A 17,267-nucleotide genomic window follows, 5' to 3' on the forward strand; every position below is an offset into this window, starting at 1 on the left:
CGATTGGCAACCGGGAATAAAACGGATCCTTCCGCGGTATAGCTCCTGAAACCAACCCTCGGAGCCCCCCGGATTGAACCGCCGGTCTGCTTCCGAATCCCGTCGAGAGGACACCATGTCGTCAGATCATCCTTCCCAGCCGTCACGCCGCAGCGCCTTGAAATGCCTCGCCTTCGGTGGCGCAGGCACTCTGTTTGTTCTGGCCGGAGGCATCCTCACGCCCGTGGAACTGGCCCTTGCCGCCGATAGCAAGAGCCAGTCAGCGGCTTCGGGCCTTCCTCTGTTCCTGCAGATCAGTGACTCGCATATTGGCTTCAACAAGGAAGCCAATCCGGATGTCGCGGGCACGCTCAAACAGACGATTGATTTCGTCAATGCCATGCCGGTCAAGCCGGCCCTGACGATTCACACAGGCGATATCACCCATCTTTCCAAGCCGGAGGAATTCGATCTCGCGGCCCAATTGATGTCGGGGCTGAACATCACCGAGTTGCACACCGTGCCCGGCGAACATGACGTGACAGACGGCCCGCAGGGCGAATACTTCAAACGCTTTGGCCAAGCCTCCGACAACAAAGGCTATTACAGCTTCGACCACCAGGGCGTGCACTTCATCGGGCTCGTCAATGTGATGCATTTCAAGCCGAATGGGCTGGGGGGCCTGGGCGAGGATCAACTCGCCTGGCTGGAAAACGATCTGAAGGGGCGTTCGTCCAGCACGCCGATCGTCGTCTTTGCGCATATGCCGATGTGGACGATTTACGAACCGTGGGGTTGGGGTACCGGCGACGCCGGCCAGGCCATGGACTATCTAAAGCGGTTCGGCTCGGTCACCGTCCTGAATGGACATATCCACCAGATCGTTTCCAAGGTGGAAGGGAATATCACGTTCCATACCGCACGGTCGACCGCGTATCCGCAACCGACAGCCGGCGATGGCCCCGGACCCGGGCCGTTGAAGGTGGCGAGCGATCAGCTTCCGAAGATGCTTGGCGTGACCAGCATCAGGGTCTCGCGCCATCCGCTCGCGGCGACGCTTTCCGACGCGACCCTCGCCTGACTTGGCGCTCAGCTCACTCAACAAGGATCCAAGCCATGCTATCCACTTTCTTTCGTCGCGCGCTTGCCCTCTCCGCCGGGAGCGGGGTGCTCATGGCGGCATTGATCACCGGGTTGCCTGCCGCTCAAGCGCAGGAGCCCAACGAGATCGTGATCAAGAATTTCATGTTTTCGCCGATGGCCCTCACGGTCAAGGCTGGCACGACCGTGACCTGGAAAAACATGGACGGCGAGCCGCATTCGATCGTCAACGATGCGGGCATATTCCACTCCTCCGCGCTCGATGAGAACGATACCTATCAGTTCAAGTTCGACAAGCCGGGGGTGTACAAAGTGTTCTGCGGCATCCATCCGTATATGAAGGCGACTATCACTGTGGAGTAGATCGCTTCAGGCAAGTAACGCCACCACCGATACGGAACAGCCTTCCGGCTTCGAGGAGAGAACTTGGCGCGTAACGCTCAATTTCTGGCGTCACGGGTCAAGTTCCCGCGATGGAATTGCGATGGACTAGATTGCAGGCCTAGCTTCCTCCCATATTGCGGATGAGCCTAGTTCCTCGCCCGCACTGAGGCCGCCGGGGAGGTCCCGCTGCGGCTTGCCCGAAGCCTCCTTGTCCTTCTCCCCTCGTCGTCCTTCAGTTCGTCACCCCGCTTTCCTGGCGTCTTCGCGTCGCTCCGCTGACGTTGATCGTTGCCACCGTAACGCGCACCTGTAGTGAATGTGTGGCCAGGGATGGAGCGAGCTGATGCCGTTGACCTACCCCAGCAACTTGCCGGGTGACGCGATCGCCAACGCATCATGTTTTTCTGCACTCCTGGCAATCTTGGGAATAAGCGACGCCCGCCCCCGGTTTACCGCTGTGTGAGCACGCTGATGGCGTCGAGCCAATCTCCAACAGTAAGGCCTCGACGAAGCAGGTGGTCCGACGGACCCTGGTTGAGTTTTCCGCGCGCGTCACGGTGCAGAACCTGTACCCCCCATCATTTATATTGGAGTCCAAAGTGAATAAGAGAACCATGATATTCACCCTCATTCTCGCCGCCGGAACGAGCATTGCGCTCAACGCTCAGGCTCAAGAAAAGACCCGCGCACAGGTCCGCGCCGATCTCATCAGGCTCGAACAGGCCGGATACAATCCGGCGTCTGAAAACGAACAGAACTATCCTGTCGATATCCAGACTGCGCAGGCGAAGGTAACCGCCCAGGACGCTGAACAGCAAGCCGTCATGCCCCAGCAGCAAGAAGGCGACAGTGGCATGGGTGCCGAAACGAAAGGCACGAGCGATTCCAGCCACAAAAAACAGGAAACGCATCCCTCAAATCCGTCGACCTGCGTCGGACCTATCAGCTTCTGCACTCTTTATTTCGGCGGTTCGTGAACCACACGCCACCGTGCTTCGCTAGAAGTGGTCATATACACGCCCTGTGCCAACGTCTCGTGTGCCGTGTGGCCACCGATGAATGCCCCGCTGCGCAGCAAAGCGGGATTTTCCAACAGCATAGGCTCAGTCTTCGTGTTCGTTTCCCTCACGGCGTCGCCTCCGGAAAAACGACGGCATTGAGAATGCAGTTTTTTTGCTGCACCAGCAGCGCTCGCACGCTCTTTCTGAACTCCGCAAATCGCGCATCGGCCATGAGCGCCGCGCGACGCGTTTCGCGGTCAGCCATGCTCTCGTAGCGCCACAGGAAAATAAGCTGATTGAGCTCGCCCACTTCCGACTGAAAGCACCCCACCATCTTGCCGAGATGCCTTTCCTGCGATTCGCGCCCAAGTGCGCCGTACTGCGCGATGTATTGCGGAACACCACCCGGGACCAGGGTGTACCTGCGTTCTTCCAGTATCACAGCGTCTCCTCCAATTCATGACTTGTCGAGCGCACTTTCGCAGCGAACGCACGCGTGACTTCAGCAAACGACGCTCGATCGGCAAGGGCCGCAACATACCGATCCGGACGAATGACCGCGATCGTCCGCCCTTGTCGCCAAAACCAAGGCTCCAGCGCATTTTCGAGATCTTCGACACAAATCGTCGTCGCAGACCCACTGATCCGCTCGGCATGTGACGCACCGCTGCGCGACCGCTCAATTCGGATGAACACGGCCTGCATGGACGTCCAAAAAGCTCGCCCTTCGGCATCGAGTGCTTCATAGGGGTCGGTACGCCAGCCAACGATTGCGAACCACGGCCCTAAAACGTCGTCCAATTTCCGCTTTTCCCGGAAGCCGACTTCAACGTCCGGTTGAATGAACATGCGGCCGACCGCCGTATCCGGCGCGTCGCCCGCAGCTTCGACGACGAGTCCCCGGTCATAGCGAGGCATCGGCTTGAACTTCATCTGCAACACGTAGTCGCGCACGGCTCCAAGAGAACCGAACGACTTGAAAAACATGTCGCGAATCAATGCTTTGACGTTGCTCGTCGGCATCAGAATCCGGCCGAATGTATCCGCGAGATCGATCATCGCCTTGGCGTGATCGCGTCGCTCGACTTCGTAGCTCGTCAGAATCGACGGATCCATCCGCCCATTGACTACGGCAGCCAGCTTCCACGCAATGTTGCCGGCATCCCTCAGGCCGAGATTCAATCCCTGACCGATCCAAGGCGGGCTGAGGTGTGCCGCGTCGCCGGCGAATAACGTGCGCCCGACGATGAAGCGATCGGCCACTCGGGAGTGATGGGTATAGATTCGTGCGCGCACCACTTCGAGACGATCCGCATTCTCGACGTACGGTGCAATCAAGGATTTGACCGATGATTCTTCGACGAGGCGATCCGCATCTTCGTGCGGAAACACCATGAATTCCCAGCGGCGGTAGCCGAAGGGCAAATGAATGCATACGTTCGGCCGCCGCGGGTCGCAATGCAACGCCGTATAGGGGGCGTCCATCTCGGCGTTGCGCACGTCCACCACGAGCCATTTGATTGGATGAGTATTGCCGATCAATGTCACGCCGGCGAGATCTCGGACCGTACTGCGGCCGCCATCGGCGGCGACGCAATACTGCGCCTCGATTTCGCGCGCCACACCGTCGCGATCCGTCACGGTCAACGTCACGCTCTGCGCCCCCTGCCGAAGGGATGTGACCTCGGATCCGAGACGCATCTCGACGTGGGGATAGTTCGCCAGATGCTCACGCAGCGTTGCCTCGGCGAGCTGCTGCATGAAGATGTTGCGGCGATACCATCCGAACTCGCGCGTCCCAGGGCGAATATCGGCGAAAAGCTCGCCCTTCGCGGTAAACATTCGCAACGACACGTTCTGGATGAGGTCGTCGAGCAGAGCGTCGGCCACACCGGCGGTTTGGAAGACGCGTAACGCCTCGTCATCCATGCCTACCGCGCGAGGGTACGGAAGAATGTCCAAGCTGCGATCGATCAGTATCGTTTCGATGCCGTAGACGCCGAGCAAATTGGCAACCGTACAGCCAACCGGCCCAGCGCCGACGATTACCACGCTGGTGTGTATCTTTTCCATGATGTTCGAGCTCACGCTCCTCGCTCGGCTTTCCATTTTTCAAAGAAGTCATCGAGCGCGAGCAGAAAGCCAGTAGCGTTGTCATCGTGGACGTAGTGCCCCGCGTTCGAAACCTCGCACCACGCTATGTGTCGATTGCGCCGGCTCATCTCCTGCGCGGTCGATCTCGACAAGAAGTCCGAATGTTCACCGCGGATCACGAGCGTCGGGCAGCGGAGGCCGTCCACGACCGGCCACAAATCGACGCCCAACTCGGGCCGCCGCGCGAGCTCGATGCGCGCGCGCCCGATCCCGTTCGCGTCGTACTTCCACATCAAGCCGCCATCCTCACTGGGCTTCAACGTGTGTTCGAGCCGTGAGTTCAAGGCTTCCTCGGAGATGTGAGGCCTCTTGCTCCGCCAAAACCGCCGCGCGGCCTCCCAGTCCACGAAGCGGGACGGCGTGGACTCGAGTTCACGTACGATCCGTTTTGCGCCTACGGTCGAGCTTGACGAACCGGGCCCGATATCTTCCACGACAAGCGCTTTGACTTTCTCGGGGTGTCTCGCCGTATAGACGAGGGCATTCGTGCCCCCGAGCGAGTGCCCTACCAAGACGAACGTTTCAAGATCGAGATGGGCCACCATGGCTTCCAGATCCGCGACGTAAGCCGGCGTGTAGTAGTTGCACGCCGGGTCCCAGTCGCTATCGCCCCGTCCACGCTGATCGAGTGCGATCAGGCGTAAGCCAGTGGAAAAGAACCTGGCCGTCGGCTCCCACGTCATCGCGTAGCTGCGCAAACCATGCAGGAGAATGACGGGCAACGCGTCCTTCGGACCCCACTCGACATAACGCAAAGTCAGTTCGCCACTGCGGAATTCACCCCTGCTCGGCTGCAACTCGCTCATCCTATGCCTCCCCTATCTCAGGCCGTCAGTGCAGCCCATCCTGACCTTGGATCTCCGCAGCCTTGATGCCGCCGAGCCGCGCGTGCAGCCGGCCGCGTGAAGCAAACGCGAACGCGATGACGACTTCGTCCGGGTTGGGCGCGTCGGCGAACGTGACCGAGACGGTGTCATAGTGAGAGCGCACGTAAAGTGCGTCCTTATGGGCCAGCGGAATGTCGATCGCCGTATTGATGCCGCCGCGCTTGCCCGTCGACGGCACCCAGGCCTTCCCGCCGCCTACCGCATCGCGCACCGGATCGGCGAAGACGCTCGTCAGAAACGCGTTGCCGTGTTCGTATTCGCCATCCGCACCTACGACGCACGCTTTACCGTAGCTCTCGACCTTGTCGTCGCCGAGAAGCTGCTGGATGCGCCGCGCGAACTCATGGCCAAGCGCGGGCGAGGCGTTCACGACCTCGCTGAGATCCTCCACGCTGCGACCGGCAAAAGGGTTGAGGATCACCGCGGCGATCACGATTTTCCGCAACGGCTCGCCATCTGCGTGGCGGCCATTCTCGTTGGTGAGAGCGTCTTCTATGTGGGTGTACCACTTGCGAATTTGAAAGCCTTCGAAATTGGGAGTCGTCTTCATTTGCAGGTGCCGGTTAGTCGAACAGAGGTTTGAGATCGATGGGATCGCTAGGCGCGTGATACTCGTTCAGAAGCCGTTTTCCTTCTCCGTCGTCGAAGACGAGGTCGCAAAAGAACTCCAGGCGATTGCCGTCCGGATCGTTGAAGTACAGCCCGTAGCCGATCTTGTGGTCGGTCGTCTTCACGACCTCGACTTTCTTGCGCAACAGCATGCCGTACAGGCGCCGCAGGTACGTCACGTCCGCGCCGATCTCGAGGCCATAGTGCTGAAGGCCTCGCTTGATCGGCGGGCGCGCCTCGTCCGTCCGGATCAGCGCGATATCGTGGTGCTTCGTGCCGAAGGACATGAACACCCAGTTCTCCCCCCGCGCGGTTTCTTCCATGCCGAGCACTTCTTCGTACCACTTGCCGGATGCGATCGGATCGCGAACGTAAAGCGCGATATGCGTGCGTTTGACGTTGGGTTTTTCCATGTACTACCTCAATGATGTTGAGGAGGATTGTCTACGGTTAAAACCGGTGTCCACGTCACGTCGGTAATTTCGCTGAACTCGCGCCACTCCTTGAACCAGGTCTCGCCGCCGTCCTCGGTCCTGAACAGATGGCCGTATTTCGCGCCGGCAAACATGAGAAGCGGATCAGCGTCGTTGACTCCGACGGCCCAGAACGCCGAGTTGGGCGTCTGCGTCAGCGGCACCTCGATCCAAGATTCGCCGAGGTTCGTCGATTTGAGCACTTTGCTCGTGTGACCCGGCGTCGAATCCCCGATGACGAGAAACGCTTCGTTGGTGCCTGGCCGGACACGCACGGTGCGCGCATAGCGCAGCGTCCATTCCTGCTTTGCATTCAAGCCCTTCCACGTCTTCCCATCGTCCTTCGAGATATAGATCGCGTTGACCACGACAACGAGCAGTGTCTGCGGCGGACCCGGAATAAAGATGACGCAATGAATATCGGAATTGCTCACGCCGCCTCGTTGGCCATCGATGCGCTCCCAGGTTTCACCCGCATCCCGGCTACGAAACAGTCCACCCTCTTCGATGCCGAACCACAGATGGCTCGAGTTCGATGGGTCGATCGCGCAAGTCAGTACGCGAGGCTTGCTCACGCCCGCGCAACGCTCGGGGATTTCCGGCGGGAGCTTCGTCCAACTCTCGCCTCCGTCGGTCGAGCGGAAGAAGCCGGCGCGCGAAGGGGCACCCGTACCGCAAAGCATATGTTTCGGGTTGTTCGGATCGAAACAGATTGACCACACCATCTGACCGTTCAGGATCGAATCGATCCGCTTCCAATTCACGCCGCCATCGGTGCTCTTGCAAAGGCCGACATCGGCGCCGGCGAACACCAGGCGTGGGTCGTCCGGATGCACAGCCAGACTCCGAACGACGCCGTCGAATTCGATATCCTGGTCCAAGTCGAGCCGCTTCCAGGACTTCCCGTTATCCGAGCTCCGCAGGATTCCCTGGCCGGCGGTGGCTACAAGAATGGTTTTGTTCACTAGCTGCTCCTCGTTACAGAAAGATGCCTCGCGTGATTCCGCCATCCGCGCCGATCGATTCGCCCGTGATCGCGCCGGATTTCGGCGAGGCCATGAAAGTAGCGATCCATGCCATTTCCTCCGGTTGCAGCACCCGGCGAATGGGCGTGACCTTGATGTAGTTTTGCTCGACTTGCTCCGCCGTCAGCCCCTGCTTTGCGGCTTCCTTCTCGTAGAGCTCATGGATGTGCGGTGTTTCGACCACGCCGGGGTGAATCGTGTTGACCGTGATGTTGAAGGGCCCCAATTGATCGGACAGCACTTTCGTCATGTGGACGATGGCCACGTTGCGCATGCCCGACAGTTGCTTGCTCCCGCGCCCCGTTAGCCCGCCGATGTTGAGAATGCGGCCGTATCGCTGGCGTTTCATGATCGGCGCGACCGCCTTCGCACAGCGGAAATAGCCCACGACCTTGATGTCGATGTCTTTCAACAGGCCATCCGCGTCGGCCTCCTCGAGTTCCGAACGCACGAGTCCGCCCGGATGAGCCGCGCCGTTGATCAAAATGTCGATGCGGCCGAATCGCTTGGCAGCCTCGTCGACACCCGCCTGCACCGAGGCTGTGCTCGACGTGTCGACCGAAACGCAGGCGAGCTCGCCCGCTCCGGACGGCAGTCGCGAACGAATTTCCTCCGCGGCCTCTTCAAGGTGCTGCATCCGCCGTGCGGCAAGCACGACGTTCACGCCCTCGGCGGCCAGCTGCTCGGCGATGGCCTTGCCGATGCCCATGCTGCCCCCTGTGATGAATGCCGTCTGGCCTCTCAATCCCATATCCATTTCAAGCTCCGTTCTCAATCCACGTTGATCCAAACGCTCTTCGTTTCGAGGTAGTTTTCGATGCCTTTGCGGCCGAGCTCGCGTCCCCAGCCCGATTCTTTGAAGCCGCCGAACGGCGATGCCGGATCCGTGACGTTGTAGCAATTCACCCAGACAGTCCCCGCTTTGAGCCGGGCAGCGAGCCGGTGCGCCTCTTTCACGTCGCGCGTCCAGATGCCTGTGGCAAGACCGAACGGCGAATCGTTCGCGCGATTCACGAGATCATCGACATCGTCCCAAGGCATGGCAGTCAGTACGGGGCCGAATATCTCCTCCTTGACGATGCGAGCGCCGTCGCGGGTATCGACGAAGACAGTCGGTTCGAAGAAGTACCCATCGGGTCTGTCGTGCGGGCGGCCGCCGCCGGTAATCGTCGTGCCGCCTTCATTGCGACCGATGCTGACGTAGTCGCTCACACGTTGATGCTGGAGCGACGAGACGAGCGGCCCCATTTGCGTGCCGGCTTCCAGCCCCGGGCCGATCCGAATGGATCGGGCTTTGGAGGCGACATCGGCAACGACGCGATCGAAGTGCTTTTTGTGGATGTACAGCCGCGAGCCGGCCGTGCAGACCTGGCCCTGGTTATAGAAAATGGCAGCGGCAGCCGCTTCGGCCACCTCGGCAGGATCCGCATCCGGCAAAATGATGTTGGGTGATTTGCCGCCCAGTTCGAGCGTGACGCGTTTGAGCGAATCCGCACACTGCCGGGCAATGCTTTTGCCCACCTGAGTCGATCCCGTGAACGCGATCTTGTCGACTCCGGGATGCGCCACGAGTGCTGCGCCGGCCGTGGCGCCGCGCCCCGTCATGACGTTCACGATGCCTGCCGGGAATCCGGCCTCGTCGATCAGTTCAGCTAATCGCAATGCCGTAAGCGGTGTCTGCTCGGCAGGTTTCAAGATGCATGCGCAGCCCGCCGCCAATGCCGGCGCCAGCTTCCACGCGGCCATCGACAGCGGAAAATTCCACGGAACGATCAGCCCGCAAACCCCCACGGGTTCGCCGCGCGTATAGTTCAGGAACGTCCGCCCTCCGGTCGGCGAGACAGGAATCGTTGCTCCCTCGAGCTTGCTCGGCCAGCCGGCAAAGTAGCGAAACAGTTTCGCCGTGCCTGCAACGTCGCCGTTTAGCGCTGCCGAAAGCGGCTTGCCGTTGTCGAGCGATTCGAGCTCAGCCAACTCTTGCGCATTCGACTCGATCAGATCCGCCAAGCGATTGAGCAAACGCCCCCGGTCGATGGGCGTCATTTTTTTCCATGTGACCGCTTCCAACGCCGACCGCGCGGCACGGACCGCGGCATCGACGTCCGCCGGCCCTGCGTCGGCCACGCTCGTAACGACTGTCCCGCTCGCCGGATCGAGCGTCTCGAACGTCCCTCCGTCGGCGGCGTCGTGCCAAGCGCCGTTGATAAAGAGCCGATGCCGGCGCAATGCGAAGCGACGCGCCGCATCGCCGATCAGTTCACTCCAACCACTCACGTCGGTTGACATGTTTTGGAATCCAAAATTTGTTCTGACAGCAGTGCTCAGGCGAGCACCATTTCGATCAGGAAAGGGCCGCTCGTGTGAACGAGAGCGGCCGCAAGCGCTGCCTCGAGCTCACGCGTGGTCGATGCACGCAGGGCGGGCACGCCGTACCCCGACGCGAGTGCCAACCAATCGAATGCAGGGTTGTCGAGTTCCGTAAGCGCACGGGCTTGAGGACCGAACTCGGCGCTGCCTGCCCGGCGCAGCTCCGTCTGCAAAATTCCGTAGCGGCGATTGGACGTAATCAGCATGACGACGGGCAAGCGCTCACGTGCCATCGTCCACAGCGACTGGATCGTGTACTGCGCACTGCCATCGGACTGAAGCGCGAACACGCGACGCTCCGGGCAAGCGATGGCCGCACCGAGCGCGACAGGCAGCCCTTGCCCGATCGCGCCTCCCGTATTGGTGAGAATCGTGTGGCGGGCAGCCGATGCGGACGCGGTCACGAACGGATAGCCGCAGGTCCCCCCCTCCACCGATACGATGGCTTCATCGGGCAGCGCATTCGAAAGCACCTTGCCTACGAGCGCAGCATCGAGCGCGCACTCGGGAATCGCATAGCGCGACATCGGAACGCCGACCTCCGAAGTATCCGAGCCGACGAGTTCTGCGAGTCTTTCCAACGCAGCGTCGCCGCATTCGGCCACATCGGCTAGCGTCATCAAGCGCCGCTCGTCAACCAGCAGGCTCGGCAAACCTTCGTAGCCGAAGTAGGCAACCGGCGCGATCGTCTCCACCAGCACCACCACGTCCCCAGTCCCGAGTTGCTCGATCGCCTTTTCCGGGAAATACGGCAAACGGTCGATGTCGGGGAGGCGACCACCACGCTCCGTCCGCGCAGGAAATGTCTCACTGAAGAAGCGCGCGCCCGTGCTTGCGCCGATCCGACCGGCAGCACGCTGCCCACGTTCGGACAGTGCACCGCCACCCAACAGGAACACCACGCTCTTGCCCGCCTTCAGCTTCTGCGCGACGGCTTCAACGCGCGTTTCCTGGAAGCTGCGCCGGCATTGCACCGACGGCAGTTCGCCGTCTCGGCGCGGGGCGTGATGCTGCTGATAATCGACCGGAAAAACGAGTGTCGAAATGCTGCCGGGCGCCTTCAACGCTGACTGAAACGCATCGAGCGTATCGCTCTCGATGTCTCCCGTGGACCCAATGGTTCTCACCATGCCGCTCACGGGGCGGGCCAGCGAATGGATGTCGGACGTCAACGGCGCGTCGTATTGAACGTGCCAACTGGCGTGATCGCCAACGATATTGACGATCGGGGTGCGTGCACGCCTCGCGTTGTGCAAGTTGGCAATGCCGTTCGCAAAGCCCGGACCCAAATGCAGCAGCGTCAAAGCAGGCTTGCCCGTCATGCGGCCATATCCGTCGGCGGCCCCCGTGCACACGCCTTCGAACAAACCGAGTACAGCCCGAATTCCGGGCACGGCGTCCAAAGCGGCAACGAGCGGCATCTCCGTCGTGCCCGGATTGGCGAAACAGACCTCGGCGCCAGCGGCACGCGCAGCAAGCAGCATGCGCTCGGCCCCCGTTGCAACGGCATCGGCGACGCTTGTTTCCAAAACTGCGGGATTAGCGGTTTCCATCGATTTTTCCTGGGTTCGATACGGTGCGGCGCACCGCGCACCGAGATCAGTGGAAGCGATGCTAATCCCGCATTTCGAGACTGTCAATCGAGATGATCGAGATTTTTCCCCGAATGACTGAATCGAGAATCTCTGATTTCGGGATTCAATGTAAGACACGAAGACGCCAACGGTTTCATGCGGGCGCCTAGCGGCAGTGTGTCGAACGCGGAGCGCCGATCGGCGCTCCGCCATGGCGGGACTTTGCGCAACGGGACCAACGAGGCATCATTCGAGGCGGCGCCGTGAAGGCGGATCGCAGAATGACGGATTCTCGATCCCAGCGGCAAAACGAGCGCTCATGCACCGGCGACGCGCGGCATAGCGCGCCGGCCATTTACCAACCCGCAGATAGAAGCGATAAAAACGCTATGTCGAGTCTCACCCGCATGTTGTCCATCCTTGACCTGTTCTCCTCGACTGCCATGTCGATGACGGCAGAATCCATCGCCGAGCGCATGGGGTTCACGCGTACCACCTGCTATCGATACGTCAAAGAGCTCACCGAAGCGGGGTTGCTCAACAACGCGAACGGGGTCTATTCCCTTGGCGCGCGAATCATCAATCTCGATCACAAGATGCGCGAATCCGACCCGCTCCTGCAGGCCGGCATTCCTGAGCTGAAGAAACTCGTGCGGAGCACGGGGGGCGAGGGTCTCATCTCGACGATGTATGACGAGCAAATCATCAACATCCATCACGAGAGCGGGTCCGAGCGGCTCAACCTGGGATTCAGCCGCGGACAGGTCATGCCGCTGATGCGAGGCGCCTCCTCGAAAGTGATCATCGCAACGATGAGCCGATCGCGGCTCAAACGCCTATTCGATCGGCACTTGCTCGCGCAAGACCCTGCCCTCACCGAAGACTGGCCCACCCTGTGGCGGTATTGCCAGCAAATCACCCAGCAGGGCTATTGGGTCTCGCACGAAGAGCTTCACAAGGGTCACGTGGGGATCTCGGCGCCCATTCCCACAGGCGAAAGCAGCGAAGCCACTTCCAGCATGACCCTCGTCTTCAGGCGCGAGCACTACGCCCTGTTCAACGAGTCCGCCTTGGGCACCGCGCTCGCGGCTACCGCCCGGACCATCGGACGCAAGGCCTACCCGGCAATACCCACCCCGCCTGGAAGGTGAACGGCGGCTACGCGTGTTCGAGGCAGTCGGGGGCGCAGGCAAGGCACCCGATGAAAACACCTACGCACAAGGATGTTGACGATCCTTTATTGTGCGATTACGTTTCTAAAAAATGCGTAATCGTTCGGTGCGCACTTTTCTAAATCCCATATTACGGAATTGGTAGAAAGCCGACACAGCAATATCCTCTGACGAATCACTAGGAAGTGCGCATGGCTCACGCAACGAATGACAACCGAACGCGCCGCCGAATCGGTTGGTGCCGCGGGGCCGACCATGCCTTTGCGTGCTGAAACACGACGCTTTTCGGATGTATTTCTCCATTCGCAAGCCATCGCGAACTGGTCACAGCGTTACGATCAGATCAGTCCAGGTTCTGCGAGCACCACGCTGCGCCAAATCTCGGGCCAACGCTTTCACGTCTTTCATGAGCAGCTCAATCAACGTGTCCTGCAACAGGGCCGCGCGCCGCACAATCATCTGTGCTTCGCCTTGCCCGTCGTTCGCGCAGTCGCCCCGATCGTCCAAGGCCGCGCCGTCAATTTACCGAGCCTTCTGACGCTGCGAAGCGGTGAGGAGTTCGTCGTCCACTTGCCCGGTGATACGGACGTCATCGCGTTTACGATCGACCGCGCATTGACGGTGGAACCCGAGCATGCGGCACTTTCCGAACTGCCGGAGCGAACGCTGACGCAGCCGGTGTTGCCGGTGTCGCCGCTGCGGTACGAAGCGGCCGTCGACAACCTGCAAGACGTGCTGCGCTTGGCATTGGACAGCGAATCGCTCGTGAACCGGGGTGCGTTCAACGAGAAGGTGCTGACCGACAGCGTCATCGGCATCGTGCTCGGTCTAGTGCGAACCGGTGATGAGGGAAGCCCTACGCTGCCTCACATGTCGACCCAAAGCTACATCGTCCGCAAAAGCCAAGAAATAGCGCTCGACAGCAACGACGATCTTTTGACTGTGCTCGACCTGTGCCGTCAATTGAAGATCAGCCGCCGAACGCTGCAGTACAGTTTTCAGAACATCGCGGGCACGACGCCGACCGCTTATCTCCGATCGATCCGCTTGAATGCGGTTCGCCGGTTCCTGATGACGACATCCCCCACCGTCCGTATCGGCGACGTGGCGGCGCAGTTCGGGTTCTGTCACTTCGGGCGCTTTTCGTCCTACTACCACCAACATTTCCACGAACTGCCGTCGCAGACGCTGCGCGCCTAAGGCCGTGCAGCACGTCGACAAAGGTGCTCTAGGGTAAGCCCTAGCGTACATCGTGGAGATAGATTGCCGATAGCGGACAAAGCGAAGAACGCTCGCGCCGTAGAGTAGCCCTGCTCCTGCCGGAACCGGCGAACCGCTCCACGCGGGAGTCAAAGCGCGCCCCCGCACGACGGCAACGCCACACGATTCGTTATCGAATATTGGCGGCTCACATCGAATGCGGGCTACCCGTCAGGCATGCCGCGATCGATCACACGTGAACGACCCGGTCTCAAGGATCATCCATGAACCCAATTTCCAGTCAGCCCAGCGAGGGGCTCAGCAAAAACGCTGTCGGACTGCCTCAGATCGTCTTTTTCGTCGTGGCCGCCGCCGCGCCGCTGACTGCCATGGTAGGTGCAACACCGGCGGCGTTCTCATTGGGGAACGGTGCCGGCGTGCCTGGGGCCTTCGTGCTGGCCGGCGTGATGTACCTGCTCTTCAGCATCGGCTACGCCGCCATGAGCCGCCATATCTCCAATGCAGGAGCGTTCTACGCCTACATCGCCAATGGGCTCGGCGCTCCGCTCGGCGTGGGGGGCGCGTTCGTCGCGATCGTTGCATACAACGCCGTGCAGATCGCCATCTACAGCATGTTCGGCTTCTTTCTCAACGATGGCATCCACCAGCACTACGGGGTCGACATCCCATGGTGGGGATTCGCGCTCGCGTGCATTGCCATCGTCCACTTCTGCGGCGCACGTCACATCGAGTTCAGCGGCCGGCTTCTCGGGATACTGATGATCTGCGAGATTGCAATCGTGATGCTGCTCGACCTCGCGATCGTGGCGAAGGGAGGCGGCGCCGGCGGGTTCACCGCAAGGCCCTTCAGTCCTGCCGCCATATTCAGTCCTGGCTTGGGTATCGCACTCGTGTTCGTCCTCGGTTCCTACATGGGTTTCGAGGCAACGGCCATCTTCTCCGAAGAAGCACGCGATCCCAAAGTCACCATTCCACGCGCCACCTATGTGGCCGTGATGCTCATCATGGCGTTCTATGCGTTCTCCGCATGGGCGATTGTCGAGGCTTGGGGCGAGAATCAAATCGTTGCGCAAGCAACGAAGGATCCGGCAAACCTTTGGTTCGCAATGAGCAACCGGCTCCTCGGCAAGGTCGCCACCGACGCGATGAACATCCTGCTTGTGACGAGCCTTTTTGCAGCGATTCTTTCGTTCCATAACACCATCACGCGTTATTTCTATGCAATGGGCCGGGAAGGCGTGCTGTGGAGCAAGCTCGGCCATACGTGCCCCGTTTATCGCTGCCCCGACGTTGCCGGCAAGCTGCAAACGCTTATCGCGCTCGTGACGGTAGCGGGCTCCGCTTTGCTGCACCTCGATCCTTTCGCGATCGTCTTTTCGTGGATGAGCGCCCTCGCGACGATCGGCATCATTGCCGTGCAGATTCTCGTAGCGGCATCGGTCATCGTATTTTTCGCCCGGGATCACCGCGACGCCGGCATCGTTCATCGGCTGATCGCCCCGGCCATCAGCATGGTTGCGCTCAGCGCCTGCCTCGTGCTCGTCGTTCGCAACCTATCCGTCTTGAGCGGTTCCGATTCAAAGCTCGTCGCACTGTTTCCTTATCTCCTGCTCGCAATCGGCGCCTCGGGGGTCTGGGCTGCATTGCGGTTGAAAAGAAAAGATCCCGGGCTTTACCGCGGTCTGGGACGAGCCGTTCAATAGGCCGGCGCTCTCTCATTGCCGATCGTCGGGTGCGTTGCCGTTCCAAACCCAATCTCCATGGCCTATGTCTCTCGAAACTACGACCATGCTGTTGTACGCCGTCGCGGCGATACGCGTTGAGCCCGCCGGCGAAGCCGGTTGGTTCAACCGCTGCGCCGATGCTCATGCCGCGATCGTTTCAATATCCGAGGATGTGCTCGACATCGTCTTGCGGCTCCCGCAGGTCTGGAACGTCGTTGACAACGCTCGGTTACATGGCCTTCACGACGATTTAGACGTCATGGAAGGCGACGAGCGCTTCGCGAATGGCTTCGATGGCAGCGTGTTTGCGATTGTGGGTTGCGAGGGCCGAAATCGTTTCGCCGCCCTGATGCAGGTGAATGCGGCTGAATCGGCATTTTGCGCGCCGCGCCTCTTCACGCACGGCGCGGCTTTCGAGAGTTGTTTGATTTGACCGAAATCGGCATGTTGCCGGTCGAGCACCACGTTGCTTCGAGTCGGCTCGCCGATCTGCGAAATCGCCCGGTTGACCGTTGACGTCGCCCGCATTGCTTGAGCGTGGCAATGCGGTGCGCGCTTTGCTCGATGTCGAGCAAAGCGCGCAAACTTCTAAGCCGGCTGCTTCCGACTACTCCGGCTTTACGAAGCCATCCTTCGAAAGAAGGATCGCGCTACCGGAACCCGAAACGACGAGTCCGGTCAGCGCCGCCCTGTCAGGCCGCTGCCGCGCCGTGAATCGTTCGTCCGTGCTCGTGCCACTGATGATGAAGCCGTCCAACCCGACGCCCTTTATCCGGTCGCCTGATGCGACGAGATCCGTGATCGACCCCGTCGAGGCGGAATCGATTGCATCCCAGGTGTCGCCGCCGTCGCGGCTGCGATATAGATGGCCGAGCAAGCCGCCGACGAAGAGCGTGCCGTCAGCGCTTGCGGTGCCCGTCCATAAGCTGCCCTTATTGCCCGTCTGCCGGTACTCCCACGTCGCGCCGCCGTCGCGCGAGCGCAGCACCATGCCTTGCTCCGCCGCAATAAACAGCGTGCCGGAAGGACCCGCGAAGATGTGGAAGAGATTGCGATCCGCCTTGCCTCCGCCCGGCGGGGGCGGCAGCTTCGATACCTTCCATACGTGGCCGCCGTCCTCGGTGACAAGCAGCAGGGACCACAGCCCAACCGCCCAACCGTGCCGGGCATCTTTGAAGTAGACGGAAAACAGCGGCTGATCGATCGATGTATCCGATCGCTGGAGCGTCCAGGTTTCGCCGCCATCGCCGGTGGACAGTATCACGCCCCATTGCCCCACCGCCCACCCGTGATCCGCGTCCGTGAAATAGACAGCGGTCAGCGCCGACGATGCCGGCACCTGTTTCGCCTGCCGGTAGCTGCGCCCGCCATCGTCGGAAAGCAGCACAATGCCATGCTCCCCAACAGCAACGATACGCCCGCCGGCACGCGCTGCATCGAGCAGCATTGCGTGTGTCGGATCGGCCCACGCATGCGCAGATTCGATCTTGAGAAGGCTCGGCGCATCGCCGGCCGTTTGACCCGCGGCGATCGTGCAGAAGCAGGCAAACGCCGCACCCGCGAGAAGATTCCTGATCATTAGAAAAACCTCAAATG

Annotated in this window: 17 protein-coding genes; 7 read left to right on the forward strand and 10 right to left on the reverse strand. The window is 60.7% G+C overall.

Translation table 11 applies throughout. From position 1 onward, the window contains the following. The first annotated feature begins 115 nt into the window (after positions 1-115). From AAHK20_RS05630 to AAHK20_RS05640, 3 genes are all read left to right on the forward strand, one after another. On the forward strand, positions 116-1,060 hold the full coding sequence (locus AAHK20_RS05630) for a metallophosphoesterase family protein (protein WP_449180453.1): 945 nt from the start codon (positions 116-118) through the stop codon (positions 1,058-1,060). Between the two features lie 35 nt (positions 1,061-1,095). After that, positions 1,096-1,443 carry a cupredoxin domain-containing protein gene (locus AAHK20_RS05635; protein WP_449180454.1) on the forward strand — a complete coding sequence of 116 codons (348 nt, stop codon included), beginning with the start codon at positions 1,096-1,098 and terminating at the stop codon, positions 1,441-1,443. Positions 1,444-2,063: 620 nt separating this feature from the next. After that, entirely contained in the window at positions 2,064-2,441 is a 378-nt protein-coding gene (locus AAHK20_RS05640) for a DUF4148 domain-containing protein (RefSeq protein WP_449180455.1), read from the forward strand. Between the two features lie 148 nt (positions 2,442-2,589). Here the strand turns inward: AAHK20_RS05640 and AAHK20_RS05645 are convergent, their stop codons facing one another. The 9 genes from AAHK20_RS05645 to AAHK20_RS05685 are packed head-to-tail and all read right to left on the reverse strand — an operon-like array spanning position 2,590 to position 11,533. Next, positions 2,590-2,907 carry an NIPSNAP family protein gene (locus AAHK20_RS05645; RefSeq protein WP_449180456.1) on the reverse strand — a complete coding sequence of 106 codons (318 nt, stop codon included), beginning with the start codon at positions 2,905-2,907 and terminating at the stop codon, positions 2,590-2,592. Continuing rightward, positions 2,904-4,538: a bifunctional 3-(3-hydroxy-phenyl)propionate/3-hydroxycinnamic acid hydroxylase gene (locus AAHK20_RS05650; protein ID WP_449180597.1), complete on the reverse strand. Its 1,635-nt coding sequence runs from the start codon at positions 4,536-4,538 to the stop codon at positions 2,904-2,906. The genes AAHK20_RS05645 and AAHK20_RS05650 overlap by 4 nt, the downstream gene beginning before the upstream one ends. Positions 4,539-4,549: 11 nt before the next feature. After that, positions 4,550-5,425 carry an alpha/beta fold hydrolase gene (locus AAHK20_RS05655; protein ID WP_449180457.1) on the reverse strand — a complete coding sequence of 292 codons (876 nt, stop codon included), beginning with the start codon at positions 5,423-5,425 and terminating at the stop codon, positions 4,550-4,552. Between the two features lie 25 nt (positions 5,426-5,450). After that, the gene (locus tag AAHK20_RS05660) at positions 5,451-6,056 is read right to left on the reverse strand and encodes an amino acid synthesis family protein (protein ID WP_449180458.1); all 606 of its coding nucleotides are present in this window, start codon (positions 6,054-6,056) and stop codon (positions 5,451-5,453) included. 13 nt (positions 6,057-6,069) lie between these two features. Next, entirely contained in the window at positions 6,070-6,528 is a 459-nt protein-coding gene (locus AAHK20_RS05665; RefSeq protein WP_449180459.1) for a VOC family protein, read from the reverse strand. An 8-nt stretch (positions 6,529-6,536) separates the two neighbouring features. Next, positions 6,537-7,598, reverse strand: a complete 1,062-nt coding sequence (locus AAHK20_RS05670; protein ID WP_449180460.1) for a WD40/YVTN/BNR-like repeat-containing protein — start codon at positions 7,596-7,598, stop codon at positions 6,537-6,539. Continuing rightward, positions 7,567-8,370, reverse strand: a complete 804-nt coding sequence (locus AAHK20_RS05675) for an SDR family NAD(P)-dependent oxidoreductase (RefSeq protein WP_449180461.1) — start codon at positions 8,368-8,370, stop codon at positions 7,567-7,569. The genes AAHK20_RS05670 and AAHK20_RS05675 overlap by 32 nt, the downstream gene beginning before the upstream one ends. A gap of 14 nt (positions 8,371-8,384) precedes the next feature. Next, on the reverse strand, positions 8,385-9,899 hold the full coding sequence (locus AAHK20_RS05680) for an aldehyde dehydrogenase family protein (RefSeq protein ID WP_449180462.1): 1,515 nt from the start codon (positions 9,897-9,899) through the stop codon (positions 8,385-8,387). A gap of 35 nt (positions 9,900-9,934) precedes the next feature. Next, the gene (locus tag AAHK20_RS05685) at positions 9,935-11,533 is read right to left on the reverse strand and encodes an acetolactate synthase large subunit (RefSeq protein WP_449180463.1); all 1,599 of its coding nucleotides are present in this window, start codon (positions 11,531-11,533) and stop codon (positions 9,935-9,937) included. A 410-nt stretch (positions 11,534-11,943) separates the two neighbouring features. Here AAHK20_RS05685 and AAHK20_RS05690 point away from each other — a divergent pair, with 410 nt between their 5' ends. The 4 genes from AAHK20_RS05690 (at position 11,944) to AAHK20_RS05705 (ending at position 16,104) form a co-directional block, all read left to right on the forward strand. Continuing rightward, a complete protein-coding gene (locus tag AAHK20_RS05690; RefSeq protein WP_449180464.1) occupies positions 11,944-12,705 on the forward strand; it encodes an IclR family transcriptional regulator in 762 nt (253 codons plus the stop codon). Between the two features lie 276 nt (positions 12,706-12,981). Then, a complete protein-coding gene (locus tag AAHK20_RS05695; protein WP_449180465.1) occupies positions 12,982-13,926 on the forward strand; it encodes a helix-turn-helix domain-containing protein in 945 nt (314 codons plus the stop codon). Between the two features lie 284 nt (positions 13,927-14,210). Continuing rightward, positions 14,211-15,650: an APC family permease gene (locus AAHK20_RS05700; protein ID WP_449180466.1), complete on the forward strand. Its 1,440-nt coding sequence runs from the start codon at positions 14,211-14,213 to the stop codon at positions 15,648-15,650. Between the two features lie 85 nt (positions 15,651-15,735). After that, positions 15,736-16,104, forward strand: coding sequence for a hypothetical protein (locus AAHK20_RS05705; protein ID WP_449180467.1), 369 nt, complete (start codon positions 15,736-15,738; stop codon positions 16,102-16,104). A 174-nt stretch (positions 16,105-16,278) separates the two neighbouring features. On the opposite strand, the gene AAHK20_RS05710 is transcribed toward AAHK20_RS05705, so the two are convergent. Continuing rightward, positions 16,279-17,250, reverse strand: a complete 972-nt coding sequence (locus AAHK20_RS05710) for a WD40/YVTN/BNR-like repeat-containing protein (protein WP_449180468.1) — start codon at positions 17,248-17,250, stop codon at positions 16,279-16,281. Positions 17,251-17,267: the final 17 nt, after the last annotated feature.

The organism is Trinickia camelliae (assembly GCF_053525655.1).